This is a genomic window from Streptomyces sp. NPDC038200, assembly GCF_055600785.1.
The window spans coordinates 360,487-373,972 of sequence record NZ_JBVJYH010000003.1 but is presented as its reverse complement, the minus strand read 5'-3'; the positions used below and the strand labels follow the sequence as shown (position 1 = coordinate 373,972).

Below are 13,486 nucleotides of genomic sequence, written 5' to 3'. Positions count from 1 at the left end.
GATGCTGGTTCCTCCTTGCGGGCTTGCGGCTCGGGAAGAGGTCAAGGTTTGAACCAGTGGGAGCGCTCCCATAGTGAGGACGGGGCCCGGGGCGGTCAAGGTGCTTGAAGAGTCGAAATGATTCGACGGATCGAGTTGCGGAAAAGTCGGGCGACTCCCCTGGGCAGAACGGCCACTTGGCGCTAACTTCCTTCGCACCAGTGGGAGCGATTCCGTTCAGTCGACGCGTCCGTCACGGCGCGCAAGCTGTAAGGACTCGCTCATGCGACACCCCCCGCGTTCAGTACTTTTAGCCGCAGCCGGTGCGGCCGCGCTCGTGTCGAGCGTGGTCGTCCCGGTGGTCTCGGCCCAGGGAGCCACGCCCGCGTGCACGGTGGAGTACGCCGTCACCAGCCAGTGGGACGGCGGCTTCCAGGGCTCCGTGAAAGTGACCAACAATCAAGCCGCGCTGAGTAGTTGGAAGCTGACCTTCGACTTCGCCGGCGGGCAGCGGGTCTCCCAGGGCTGGAACGCCAAGTGGTCCCAGTCCGGCACCACCGTGACCGCGGCCAACGAGACCTGGAACGGCACGCTCGGCTCCGGTGCGAGCCTCGGCGCCGGATTCCTCGCGTCCTGGTCGGGCGGCAACACCGCGCCCGCCGTGTTCAAGCTCAACGGCACCACCTGCAACGTCGACTCCGAACCGACCACCCCGCCGCCGACGACACCACCCCCGTCCGACGGCACCGCGCCCGCCCTGCACGTCTCCGGCGACCAGCTCGTGGACGCGGGCGGCAACACCCGCCGTCTGCTCGGCGTCAACCGCTCCGGCGGCGAGTTCATGTGCGTCCAGGGCTACGGCATCTGGGACGGCCCGGTGGACGACGCCGCCGTCAAGGCGATCGCCGACTGGAAGGCCAACGCCGTCCGGATCCCGCTCAACGAGGAGTGCTGGCTGGGCCTGTCCCACATCAAGCCCGAGTACGGCGGCGCCCACTACATCGCCGCCGTCAAGGACCTGGTGGCCCGGGTCGAGGCGCACGGCATGACCCCGATCATCGAACTCCACTGGAACCACGGCCAGTACACCGGGAACTCGGCCGGCTGCTCCGACGTGCACGCCACCTGCCAGAAGCCGATGCCCGACATGCAGTACAGCCCCTCGTTCTGGGCGTCGGTGGCGAGCACCTTCAAGGACGACCGGGCGGCCGTGTTCGACCTGTTCAACGAGCCCTACCCGGACCGGGCGACCTCCAGTGCCACGGACGCCTGGAAGTGCTGGCGCGACGGCGGCACCTGCCCCGGCATCTCCTACGAGGTCGCCGGCATGCAGGACCTCGTCGACGCCGTCCGCGGCACCGGCGCCGAGAACGTGATCATGGCCGGCGGGCTCGCGTACGCGAACGACCTGAGCCAGTGGCTGGCCCACAAGCCCACCGACCCGGCCGGCAATCTCGCCGCCGCCTACCACGTCTACAACTTCAACACCTGCTCGACCGAGAGCTGCTGGAACTCCACCCTCGCCCCGGTCGCCGCCCAGGTACCCCTGGTCGCCGGGGAGATCGGCGAGAACACCTGCTCGCACGGGTTCGTCGACCAGGTCATGAAGTGGTTCGACGACCACGGCCTGTCCTACCTGGGCTGGACCTGGAACACCTGGGACTGCTCCTCCGGGCCGTCCCTCATCTCCGCCTACGACGGCACACCCACCGCATACGGCGCGGGGCTGCGCGACCACCTGCGCGCCCTCGCCCCGTAGACCGTCCGCCGTAGCTCCCACCGAAGACCCGACGGAACAACGAAGGAACCCGCACTCATGAGTCGTACCAGAACATCACTGCTCGCCGCCCTGGCACTGCTCGCCGGGGCCTCGGGGACGGCGCTCACCGTCCAGCCGGCCTCCGCGTCGGCGACCGCCGTACCCTGCACCGTCGACTACAAGGTGCAGAACCAGTGGGACACCGGCTTCACCGCCGCCGTCACCGTCACCAACAACGCGGCCGCCAGGTCGAGCTGGTCGGTGAAGTGGTCCTACGCCGGGAACCAGAAGGTCACCAGCGGCTGGAACGCGAAGATCAGCCAGAGCGGCACCGCGGTCACCGCCGCCAACGAGGGCTACAACGGCACCCTGGCGACCGGCGGTTCGGTCAGCTTCGGATTCCAGGGCACCTTCAGCGGCACCAACGCGGTGCCCGCGACGTTCACCCTCGACGGCGTCACCTGCAACGTCGACAGCGGCGGCGACGGTGGCGGCGGCGACAACGGCGGCGGCAGCTCCGGCCGCGTCGACAACCCCTACTCCGGTGCCAAGGTCTACGTGAACCCGGAGTGGTCGGCGCTGGCCGCCGCCGAACCGGGCGGCAGCCGCATCGCCGACCAGCCCACCTTCGTGTGGCTGGACCGCATCGCCGCCATCAACGGCGTCAACGGCGGCAAGGGACTGCGCGCCCACCTGGACGAGGCCCTCAAGCAGAAGGGCTCCGGCGAACTGGTCGTCCAGCTGGTCATCTACGACCTGCCCGGACGCGACTGTGCCGCCCTCGCCTCCAACGGCGAACTCGGTCCCACGGACATCGACGCGTACAAGACGCGGTACATCGACGCGATCGCGGCGATCCTGTCCGACGCCAAGTACGCGGGCCTGCGCATCGCCACCCTCATCGAGCCCGACTCCCTGCCCAACCTGGTCACCAACGCCGGCGGCACCAACACCACCACCGACGCCTGCGTGACCATGAAGTCCAACGGCAACTACGAGAAGGGTGTCGGCTACGCCCTCGACAAGCTGGGCGCCGTCCCGAACGTCTACAACTACATCGACGCCGGTCATCACGGCTGGCTCGGCTGGGACTCCAACCTCGGCCCGTCGGTACAGGAGTTCTACAAGGTCGCCACGAGCAACGGCGCCAGTGTGAACGACGTGACCGGCTTCATCGTCAACACCGCCAACTACAGCCCCACCAAGGAGCCCTACTTCAAGGTCACCGACAGCGTGAACGGGCAGACCGTCCGCCAGTCGAAGTGGGTGGACTGGAACCAGTACGCGGACGAGCAGTCCTTCGCCCAGGCGCTGCGGGACAAGCTCGTCGCGGCCGGCTTCAACTCCTCCCTCGGCATGCTGATCGACACCTCCCGCAACGGCTGGGGCGGTTCCGCCCGGCCCACCAAGTCCGGCCCGCTGACATCCGTCGACGACTACGTCAACGGCAGCCGTGTCGACCGGCGCATCCACGTCGGCAACTGGTGCAACCAGAGCGGTGCCGGAATCGGTGAACGGCCGACCGCGGCCCCCGCGGCCGGCATCGACGCCTACGTGTGGGCCAAGCCCCCGGGGGAGTCGGACGGAGCAAGCTCCGCCATCGACAACGACGAGGGCAAGGGCTTCGACCGGATGTGCGACCCCACCTACGGCGGCAACGCCCGCAACGGCAACAACCCCACGGGCGCGCTGCCGAACTCGCCGCTGGCCGGGCACTGGTTCTCCGCCCAGTTCCAGCAGCTGATGCAGAACGCCTACCCGCCGCTGTCCTGACGCGCTGACCCCGCCGGGGTCCGGGGAGCACCGCCCCGGGCCCCGGCGGACGGAACGGCATCCCGTGTTGCCGTACCGGCAACCGGCCGCAGCCTGCACCACCGGGGCGACCAGCGGGCCGCGCTCGCCGCGTTCGGCGACCGGCTCGCCGTCGGGGGCACCCTGGCTCTCCTCGAAGGCGGTCTGCCCTCCCGTTTCCTGCCCCGGGACATCGGCATCGGCCGCCCCGGGCTTCAGACGCGGCTGGACGCGCTGGAGAAGGAGTGGTTCACCCGGATGCGCGCCGAGCTGCCGGGCTCCGTCGCCGAGACCGAGGACTGGCCCGCGCTGCTGACCGCCGCCGGCCTCAAGCACACCCGCACCCGCACCTTCCTGCTCGACCTGCCCGCGCCGGCCGGTGACCGGGCCCGCGCCTACGTGGCCGCCCACCTGTCCCGCGTCCGCGAGGGCGTGGGCGACGCGCTGGACGCCGACGACCGCGCCACCCTCGACCGTCTGCTCGACCCGTCCGACCCGGCGAGCGTCCACGTACGGCCGGACGTCTTCCTGCTCGGCGCCCACACCGTGCACACGGCGGTCCGGCCCGCCTAGCCCGGCGCCGGCCCCGCGCCGGTCTTCTCCCCGCCGCCTCCGCTCCCTGCCGAATCGCCCCCCGGACGACGGCAGTTGACTTCGAGCCCTCTCGAAGTGATGAACTGCCGGCCGATCACCGGACACACAGGGGGTATCCATGAACGACTCTCCGGTCGCACTCGTCACCGGCGGCGGCAGCGGGATCGGCGCCGCGGTGACGAGGCAGCTGCTCGGTGCCGGACACCGCGTCACCGTCACCGGGCGCGGGGAGCAGCGGCTGCGGGACTTCGCCGACAGCCTGGGCAATCCCGACGGGCTGCTGACGGTCCCCGGCGACGCGGCGGCGTACGACGACGTCCAGCACGCGGTCGACCTCACGCTCACGGCGTACGGCCGCCTGGACACCGTCGTCGCCAACGCGGGCTTCGCCACCCATGACACCGTGGCGGACGGCGACCCGTCCGGCTGGACCGAGATGGTCCTCACCAACGTCCTCGGGCCCGCACTGCTCATCCGCGCCTCCGTGGACGCGCTGAAGGAGACCCGTGGCCGGATCGTCCTCGTCGGCAGCGTCGCCGGGTTCGTGCACGGTCCGGGCAACATCTACGGGGCCACCAAGTGGGCGGTGACCGGTCTCGCCGAGAACACCCGGCGGCAGGTGACGGAGTTCGGCATCGGGGTCACGCTGGTCGCCCCCGGCCGGGTGGAGACGCCCTTCTGGGACGGCAACGGCAGCCTGCCCCCGGGGCATCTCCTCACCGCCGGGCAGATCGCCGACTCGGTCGTCTGGGCGATCCGGCAGCCGGCCGGGGTCGATGTCAACACGGTCGTCATCCGTCCACTGGGCCAGCCCGTCTGACGGACGGCTCCTCTCAGTTGGCGGCGATGAACTGCTTGGCCAGCTGGTCCCCGAGGGAGACCGCGGCACTGTGGCTCTCTATGGGGGAGACCGTGGAGTTCTTGAACAGGATGTAGGTCACGCCCGAGTCGGTGCCACCGGTCTCCGGGTCCGGGTCGATGCCGAGTGCCTTGGCGGTGGCGTACGACGCCTCGCCGATGATCTTCGTGGGGCCGGTGTCGCCGACGACGGCGTACTCCACCTTGTTGTTGTAGACGACGGCGACGACACCGCCGCCCTTGATGCCGGCGCTGGAGTAGTTCCAGATGCTGCTGGAGCTGGGCACCACCACGTAGGGGAGCGTCTCCGCCTTCAGCGGCTTGCCGTCGGACTGGTGGAAGGCGGTGTCGTCCTGGTACCAGGGGTCGCGGTCCTCGTTGCAGTTGGTGGTGCGCTGGCCGTCGCAGTCGACGTCCATGTCGGCCTTCCAGAACACCGCGCCGTTCTTGCCGCACACGGGGACCGTGGCCGAGGTCTCGTCGTCGGTCTTGTACTTGCCGCTGGAGATCTGCGAACAGGACGTCACCTTGGCGAGCAGGTCGGCCGCGCTGACCGTGCCTTCCTGCGCGGACCTGGGGGCGGCGGCGGAGGCGTGCGCGGGCATGAGCCCGGCGGCGAGCAGAGCGGTGCCCGAGGCCGCGGCCAGGCTGAGGGAGCGGAGGCGCATGTGGGGGACCCTTCTGTTAGGAAAGTTTCCTTACCGGGTGACGTACACGGTCACCCCATCGGCATGCCCCCGTCAACCCCTGGTGTGCGAACGAGGGAAAGGCATGCGGATTGCGGTGATTCCGGCAGTCGGAGAGACTGAACGGGTGGGTGTCCGGACACATCAGGCATATCGAATGTATCCGGTGTTGTCGCTGGCCGCAGTTCTCCGGAGGCGAGGCCCATGTTCGTACGCGCGGTGTACGCGACCGGTGACCCGGCGCTGCTCGGCACGGCCCTCCGCTCGCTGAACAGTGCCGGCCGGGATCTGCTGGAGGAACGCCCCGGATATCGCGGCGCGGGCGTGTTCGAGGATCGGGAACTCGGCAAACTGCTCGCGGTGAGCTGGTGGGAGACCGAGGAGGCGCGGCGCAACAGCGACGAGGTGATGCGCGAGCGGCGCGGGGGACTCCTGGAGCCCTTCGCGGGCACGGTGTCGGTCGCCAACTACGAGGCCGCGGTCGTCCACCAGGTCACCGCTCCGCGGCAGGGCGGCGGACTGCGCACCACCAGGATGGAGTTCGACCCGCGCGACGCGGATCTGGTCGTCGACACCTTCCGGGCCGTGCTGGTGCCGCGGGCCGAGTCGCTCGCGGGGCTGGCCAGGGCGTCCCTGCTGATCGACCGTGAGCGGGGGCGCGGCGTGGCCGACGCCCTGTTCGTCGACCGGGCCTCGCTGGCCGCCTCGCGCGCGGCCGTGGCGCACGTGCGCCACGAGGCGTCGGCGAAGGCACACGTGGACGTGGTCGGACTGGAGGAGTTCGAGGTGGTGTACGCGGACGTGCGCTTCGACTGAGCGACCGGGGCGGGCGGCCGGAACGGCACACGGCCGTGCGTCCCGCAGTCGCGCGGGTGCACGGCCGTGCGCCGGTCTCGCCCGGGTGTCGGGTGTCAGCCCATGTCGAAGGTGGCGGGGTCCGGGCCCAGCCGCCGGTCCTCGTTGAGCGCGCTGATCGCCGCGAGGTCCTCGTCGTCCAGGCTGAAGTCGAACACCTCGATGTTCTCCTTGATCCGGGACGGCGTCACGGACTTCGGGATGACCACGTTGCCCAGCTGGATGTGCCAGCGCAGCACGACCTGTGCCGGGGTGCGGTTGTGCTTCTGCGCGATCGCGACGACCGCCGGCACCTCCAGCAGGCCCTTGCCCTGGCCGAGCGGCGACCAGGCCTCGGTGGCGATGCCCTGCTCCGCGTGCAGCTCCCGTGCCTCGCGCTGCTGCAGGTGCGGGTGCAGCTCGATCTGGTTGACCGCGGGGATGACCGAGGTCTCCGCGATCAGCCGCTGCAGGTGCTCGGGCAGGAAGTTGGAGACGCCGATGGCGCGGACACGGCCGTCGGCGTGCAGCTTCTCGAACGCCTTGTAGGTGTCGACGAACTTGCCCCGGGACGGCAGCGGCCAGTGGATCAGGTACAGATCGATGTAGTCGAGCCCCAGCTTCGCCAGCGACGTGTCGAAGGCACGCAGCGTGGACTCGTACCCCTGGTCGCTGTTCCAGAGCTTGGTCGTGACGAAGATGTCTTCGCGGGGCAGGCCGGAGGTGGCGATGGCCTTGCCGGTGCCCTCTTCGTTGCCGTAGATCGCAGCGGTGTCGATGCTGCGGTATCCGGCCTCCAGCGCCGTGGCGACGGCCCGCTCGGCCTCGTCGTCCGGCACCTGCCAGACGCCGAAGCCCAGCTGGGGCATCTCGACGCCGTTGTTGAGGATTTTCGGGGGGACCTTGCTGCTCACGAGCCTCTTGATCCTTCGGTTGTGGACAGGTGGTACTCCCATGGTCAACGATCACGGGCCGCTCCGCATTCCTGACCCGCGAATCCGCTGCGACCAATGCCTCGCGCGACCGCCTGCGCGCTCGCCGACCGCGGGCGGCCCGCCGCCGACCGCGGGCGCCCCGCCGCCGACCGCCGTGGTCGCCGAGCGCCGGCTGCGGCCGGGACCTGTCCGGTCGATCTCGACCATAGGCCGGGCGCGGCACGGTCGAGCCGAACGGGCCGGGAAGGGCGGGGGTGACGGGTTGGGCCGGCCGCCCCGGCTTCGCCATGCCGGCCCTGGACCACAGCGTCTGGCTCCTGGCCGACACCTGCGTGGGCGCTCACGGACCGTCTTCCACGGGCGCGGCGGAAGGGCCCGGCCAGGGCTTCCGCGTGACGATCGGCCGACGCGGGCGCGGTGACGGAGTGTCAGGTGCGGTAGAGCGCCTCGACCTCGTCGCCGTACGCCTTCTCGATCGCCTTGCGCTTCAGCTTCAACGAGGGTGTCAGCAGGCCGTGTTCCTCGGTGAACGGCTGGGCCAGGATGCGGAAGGTGCGGATCGACTCGGCCTGGGAGACCAGGGTGTTGGCGGCGACCACGGCCCGCCGCACCTCTGTCTCCAGGTCCGCGTCGCGGACCAGCGAGGCCGGGGTCATCCTCGGCTTCCCGCGCATCTGCAGCCAGTGCTCGACCGCCTCCTGGTCCAGGGTGACCAGGGCGGCGATGTAGGGGCGGTCGTTGCCGACCACGATGCACTGGTTGACCAGCGGATGCTCCCGGACCCGCTCCTCCAGCACGCCCGGGGAGACGCTCTTGCCGCCGGAGGTCACCAGGATCTCCTTCTTGCGGCCGGTGATGGTCAGATAGCCGTCCTCGTCCAGCGACCCCAGGTCGCCGGTGGCGAGCCAGCCGTCGTGCAGGGTCGCGTCGGTGGCCTTCTGGTTGTTGAGATAGCCCTGGAAGACGTTCCCGCCGTGCAGCCAGATCTCCCCGTCGTCCGCGATGTGCACGGTCACGCCCGGGATCGCCTGGCCCACCGTGCCGTAGCGGGTGCGCTCGGGCGGGTTGGCGGTGGCCGCGGCCGTCGACTCCGTCAGGCCGTACCCCTCGTAGATCTGCACGCCCGCGCCCGCGAAGAACAGCCCCAGCCGGCGGTCCATCCCCGACCCGCCGGACATCGCGTTGCGGATACGGCCGCCCATCGCGGCCCGGACCTTCGCGTACACCAGCTTGTCGAAGAGCTGGTGCTGCATCCGCAGCCCCGCCGACGGTCCGGGCCCGATGCCCCACGCCTTCGCCTCGACCGCCTCCGCGTACTTCACGGCGATGTCGACGGCCTTCTCGAACGGGCCGGCCTTGCCGTCCTTCTCGGCCTTGCGGCGGGCCGCGTTGAACACCTTCTCGAAGATGTAGGGCACCGCGAGGATGAACGTCGGCCGGAACGCGGCCAGGTCGGGCAGCAGGGCGGCGGCGTGCAACTGCGGCTGGTGCCCGAAGCGGACCCGGCCGCGGATCGCGGCGACCTCCACCATCCGCCCGAAGACGTGCGCCAGCGGCAGGAACAGCAGCGTGGACGCCTCGTCGCCCTTCTTCGAATGGAACACCGGCTCCCACCGCTGGATCACCGTGTCCGCCTCGAACATGAAGTTGCCGTGGGAGATCACACAGCCCTTGGGGCGGCCGGTGGTGCCCGAGGTGTAGATGACGGTGGCGACCGAGTCCGGGGTGACCGCCTGCCGGTGCCGGTGCACCAGCTCGTCGTCCAGGTGCGCCCCGGCGTCGTACAGCTCCTGCACACAGCCGGCGTCCAGCTGCCACAGCTGGCGCAGTTGCGGCAGCCGGTCGATGACCGTGGCGATGGTCATCGCGTGGTCCTCGTGCTCCACGATCGCCGCGGCCACCTCGGCGTCGTAGAGCATCCAGAAGCACTGCTCCGCCGAGGAGGTGGGATAGACCGGCACCACCTGCGCGCCGATGGTCCACAGGGCGAAGTCGAACAGGGTCCACTCGTAGCGGGTGCGGGACATGATCGCGACCCGGTCGCCGAAGCGGATGCCGCGGGCGAGGAGCCCCTTGGCGAGGGCGAGGACCTCGTCGCGGAACTCGCCGGAGGTGACGTCCCGCCACTGCCCTGTGTCGTCCTTGCGGCCGAGCGCGACATGCAGCGGATCGGTCTGGGCATGGTCGAAGACGACGTCTGCCAGACCGCCCACCGGCGGCGGCGACGCCAGCGGAGGGTTGGTGAACTCGTGCAACCTCGCTCCCCGTGTCTCGCGCCTCGTCGGCGTCCGTCGGTCCGCGCCCGGCTCGGCGCGGTGAAAGCTACCCCACCTGATCGGTGTGCGGGAGGGGTACGGAAACCGAGCAAACCTCACGTTTTACCCGGACGCCGACCGGGAAATGCCCGCACATGGGGAAGGGCCGGACACGATACTGACGGGTCAGTAAGTTTCGGTGCCGTAATCTCCACCGAATCTGTACGCGCCGATTACCGCACCTCACGCCCGCGAGGCGGCCCCGGAGCCCGCGCCCCGTGACCGCCCCGCCCGCCGGACCCCGCCGCTCAGCCGCGGACCGGCACCGCCTCCTCCGGCACCGCGCCGGCGGTCTTCGCGGGTGCCGGCCGGCCCGCCCGTACGAGCACCAGCACCAGGGCGCCCGCCACCGTCCCGGCCAGCCCGGCCACGACCAGCGCACCGTTCAGCCCCGAGGCGAACGCGGCCCGCAGGGTGTGCTCGGAGAAGCCGCCGCGCAGCGCCCCGGCACCGCCGCCCGCCAGCGCGTGGGCCGCGTCGCCCGGCAGCCGGCCCGTCATCCGCGAGGTGAGCACGGTGCCGAAGACGGCCACCGCGAGCGCGTACCCGAGCTGCCGGACCGTGTTCACCGCGCCGCCCGCCATCCCGGACCGCTCCGCCGGGACGGCCGCCAGCGCCGCCCCCGCCACCGTCGGCGCGACGAACCCGGTGCCGACGCCGACCAGCACGAACCCGGGCACCAGCGCCGTCCAGTCCGACCCCGCGTCCAGCACCGCCTGGCACAGGACGCCCGAGGAGACCAGCAGCAACCCGCCGCCCACCGTCAGCCAGGCCGGCACCCCGTGCAGCAGCCGCCCCACCAGCACCGCGACCAACATGGACACCGCCGTCATCGGCAGCAGCGTCAGCCCGCCGCGCACCGGCGACATGCCGAGCAGCGTCTGCATCCAGATCGACAGATAGGCGATCCCGCCGAACGCCACCCCGTTGAAGGCGAACGACCCCAGCATCGCCCCGACGAAAGCGGGCCGCCGCAGCAGCGACAGATCCAGCAGCGGATGCGCCACCCGCCGTTCCACCAGCACGAACACCACCAGGGCCAGCGCCGCCGCCGCGAACGCGGCCAGCGCGGCGGGCGCCGTCCAGCCGTCCTCACCGGCGCGCACGACGCCGTACGTCGCCCCGCCCGCGAACAGCGCGAACGCCGCCGTACCCGCCCAGTCCACGCTCATCCCGCGCGGCCCGCGCGACTCCGGAACGGCCCGCAGCGCCAGCCACACCGCCACGACGCTCACCGGCAGGTTCACATAGAAGATCCACCGCCAGCCCGGCCCCTCGGCGATCAGCCCGCCCAGCACCGGCCCGACCGCCGCGGCCCCGCCGCTGACCGCACCCCACACCCCGAGGGCGGCGGACCGCTGCCGCCCCTGGTAGACGGAGCCCAGCAGCGGCAGCGTCGTCGCGAACATCGCCGCCCCGCCGATGCCCTGCAGCCCCCGCGCCGCCACCAGCATCCCCGGCCCGGACGCCAGCCCGCAGAGCAGACTGGCCGCCGCGAACAGCACCACGCCCGCCACGTACACCCGGCGCCGCCCCAGGATGTCGGCCGCGGCCCCCACCCCGAGCAGCAGCGCCGCCAGCGCCAGCGCGTACCCGTCGACCACCCACTGCAGATCACCCAGCGACGCGTGCAGCGAGCCCGCCATGTCCGGCAGCGCCACCACCACGATCGTCACGTCCAGCAACAGCATGAACGTGCCCAGGCACACGGCCGTGAGCGTCCCCCAGCTCCGCATGTCCTCAACTCCCCTGTTCGAACGGACTGCGTATCGCTGCGTACGATGACCGGACGACGGCCGATCCGACGCCCCGATACGCCCGGAGCGACGGAATCCGACGGGGGAACCGATGCTGCGGATGGAATCCGACACCTTCGACCTGCTGGACCTCCAGCTGCTCTCCGCCCTGGAGATCGACGGCCGGGCGCCCTTCAGCCGGATCGCCGCCGTCCTCGGCGTCTCCGACCGGACGATCGCCCGCCGCTACCGCCGCCTGTGCGCCGAGGGCGGCCTCCGCGTCGTCGTCCTGCGGGACGCCGTCCGCCTCGGCCAGGACCAGTGGATGCTGCGGCTGCGCTGCGCGCCCGACGGCGCCGCCGTCATCGCCGACGCGCTCGCCAGGCGCCCCGACACCCACTGGATAGGGCTGGCCTCCGGCGGCACCGAGATCGCCTGCATCACCCGGCCGCGCAGCCCCGGCGACCACGACGACCTCCTGCTGGGCAAGCTGCCGCGCACCCCGAGCGTCGTCGAGATCCGTGCCCTGCAACTCCTGCACCGCTTCTACGGCGGCCCGGTGGGCTGGCTGCCCAAGTTCCGGGCGCTCGACGAGGAGCAGATCGCCGCCCTGCGCCCCGACCTCCCCGAGCCCGGTCCGGCCCGCCTGGAGCCCGAGGACGCCCCGCTCCTCGCGGTCCTCGAACGCGACGGCCGCGCCACCTACCCCGAACTCCAGCACGCCACCGGACGCTCCGAGTCCGCCGTCAAACGCCGCCTGTCCGCCCTGATCGCCTCCGGCGCGGTCTACGTCGACATCGAGTACGACTGCGAGATCCTCGGCTACCCCAGGGCCGCCATCCTGTGGATCACCACGGCCCCGGGCGCCCTCGACTCCGTCGGCCGGACCCTCGCCACCCACGACGAGATCGCCTTCGCGTCCGCCACCGCCGGCCCCTCCCACATCGTCGTCACCGCCGTCGTCCGCGACACCGCGGCGCTGTACGCCTATCTGAGCGGCCCCCTGGGGCGCCTGGAGGGAGTCCAGCACGTGGAGGCGACACCGTTCCTGCGCCGGGTGAAGCAGCTGACGTACCGCCCGGTGCGCTGAGCGCCGGCCGGGGAGTCAGCCGCCGCTGCGCCGCAGCCGTTCGCCGCCCGCCAGGATCGCCGCCGCCAGCGCGTCCGCGGCGCTCCCGGCCGGGCCCCGGCGCCGGCCGTGGGCGAGGACGAAGTCGGTCTTGCCGAGGTCGGGCAGGCCCGCGCGCTCCGGCAGCCGGAACAGGCCCGGCGGGATCAGCCGCCGGGAGTGGGCCATCACCCCCAGACCGGCACGGGCCGCGGCGATCAGCCCGTTGAGGCTGCCGCTGGTGCACACGATCCGCCACGGGCGGCCCTGTCCCTCCAGGGCCTCCAGCGCGCGGGCCCGGGTGATGCCCGGCGGCGGGTACACGATCAGCGGCACCGGCCGGTCCGGGTCCAGCCGCAGCCGCTCGGCACCGATCCACACCAGGTCGTCGCGCCAGACCAGCTCACCGCGGGGATCCTCCGGGCGCCGCTTGGCCAGCACCAGGTCGAGCTTCCCGGCCGCCAGCTGCTCGTGCAGGGTGCCGGACAGCTCCACCGTCAGCTCCAGGTCGACCTCCGGATGGTCGTAGCGGAAGGCTTCCAGGATCTCCGGCAGCCGGGTCAGGACGAAGTCCTCCGAGGCGCCGAACCGCAGCCGGCCCCGCACCCGTGTACCGCCGAAGAACGCCGTCGCCTGCTCGTGCACCTCCAGGAGCCGGCGGGCGAACCCCAGCATCGCCTCGCCGTCCTCGGTCAGCTCCACCGAATGGGTGTCCCGGGAGAACAGCTGCCGGCCGGCCGCGTCCTCCAGCCGGCGCACATGCTGGCTCACCGTCGACTGGCGCAGCCCCAGCCGCCGGGCGGCCTGCGTGAAACTCAGCGTCTGGGCGACCGCCAGGAAGGTGCGCAGCTGCGTCGGTTCGTACACACGCCCGAGCCTAGCGCGGTCATC

The 13,486-nt window shown here is 71.6% G+C and carries 10 protein-coding genes and 1 pseudogene; 6 read left to right on the top strand and 5 right to left on the bottom strand.

Annotated features, from left to right (window positions below; translation table 11 throughout):
* Positions 1-262 precede the first annotated feature (262 nt).
* From ACZ7KF_RS09065 to ACZ7KF_RS09050, 4 genes and pseudogenes are all read left to right on the top strand, one after another.
* Positions 263-1,738 carry a cellulase family glycosylhydrolase gene (locus tag ACZ7KF_RS09065; RefSeq protein ID WP_471070564.1) on the top strand — a complete coding sequence of 492 codons (1,476 nt, stop codon included), beginning with the start codon at positions 263-265 and terminating at the stop codon, positions 1,736-1,738.
* 57 nt (positions 1,739-1,795) lie between these two features.
* A complete protein-coding gene (locus tag ACZ7KF_RS09060) occupies positions 1,796-3,511 on the top strand; it encodes a glycoside hydrolase family 6 protein (RefSeq protein ID WP_471070562.1) in 1,716 nt (571 codons plus the stop codon).
* 84 nt (positions 3,512-3,595) lie between these two features.
* Positions 3,596-4,102: pseudogene (locus tag ACZ7KF_RS09055) on the top strand (SAM-dependent methyltransferase); the annotation flags it as partial.
* 139 nt (positions 4,103-4,241) lie between these two features.
* On the top strand, positions 4,242-4,943 hold the full coding sequence (locus tag ACZ7KF_RS09050) for an SDR family oxidoreductase (RefSeq protein ID WP_471070560.1): 702 nt from the start codon (positions 4,242-4,244) through the stop codon (positions 4,941-4,943).
* A gap of 13 nt (positions 4,944-4,956) precedes the next feature.
* Here ACZ7KF_RS09050 and ACZ7KF_RS09045 read toward each other — a convergent pair whose 3' ends face one another.
* On the bottom strand, positions 4,957-5,649 hold the full coding sequence (locus ACZ7KF_RS09045; RefSeq protein WP_471070558.1) for a glycoside hydrolase family 75 protein: 693 nt from the start codon (positions 5,647-5,649) through the stop codon (positions 4,957-4,959).
* Between the two features lie 222 nt (positions 5,650-5,871).
* Here ACZ7KF_RS09045 and ACZ7KF_RS09040 point away from each other — a divergent pair, with 222 nt between their 5' ends.
* Positions 5,872-6,483 (top strand): hypothetical protein, encoded by a 612-nt coding sequence (locus tag ACZ7KF_RS09040; RefSeq protein ID WP_471070556.1) that lies wholly within the window; start codon positions 5,872-5,874, stop codon positions 6,481-6,483.
* Between the two features lie 95 nt (positions 6,484-6,578).
* Here ACZ7KF_RS09040 and ACZ7KF_RS09035 read toward each other — a convergent pair whose 3' ends face one another.
* From ACZ7KF_RS09035 to ACZ7KF_RS09025, 3 genes are all read right to left on the bottom strand, one after another.
* On the bottom strand, positions 6,579-7,415 hold the full coding sequence (locus ACZ7KF_RS09035) for an aldo/keto reductase (RefSeq protein WP_471070554.1): 837 nt from the start codon (positions 7,413-7,415) through the stop codon (positions 6,579-6,581).
* 449 nt (positions 7,416-7,864) lie between these two features.
* Complete coding sequence (locus tag ACZ7KF_RS09030) at positions 7,865-9,691, bottom strand: AMP-dependent synthetase/ligase (RefSeq protein ID WP_471070552.1); 1,827 nt, start codon at positions 9,689-9,691, stop codon at positions 7,865-7,867.
* A gap of 308 nt (positions 9,692-9,999) precedes the next feature.
* On the bottom strand, positions 10,000-11,487 hold the full coding sequence (locus ACZ7KF_RS09025; RefSeq protein ID WP_471070550.1) for an MFS transporter: 1,488 nt from the start codon (positions 11,485-11,487) through the stop codon (positions 10,000-10,002).
* 112 nt (positions 11,488-11,599) lie between these two features.
* Here ACZ7KF_RS09025 and ACZ7KF_RS09020 point away from each other — a divergent pair, with 112 nt between their 5' ends.
* On the top strand, positions 11,600-12,577 hold the full coding sequence (locus ACZ7KF_RS09020) for an Lrp/AsnC family transcriptional regulator (protein ID WP_471070548.1): 978 nt from the start codon (positions 11,600-11,602) through the stop codon (positions 12,575-12,577).
* Between the two features lie 15 nt (positions 12,578-12,592).
* On the opposite strand, the gene ACZ7KF_RS09015 is transcribed toward ACZ7KF_RS09020, so the two are convergent.
* Positions 12,593-13,462, bottom strand: a complete 870-nt coding sequence (locus ACZ7KF_RS09015; RefSeq protein ID WP_471070546.1) for a LysR substrate-binding domain-containing protein — start codon at positions 13,460-13,462, stop codon at positions 12,593-12,595.
* Between the last annotated feature and the right edge of the window lie 24 nt (positions 13,463-13,486).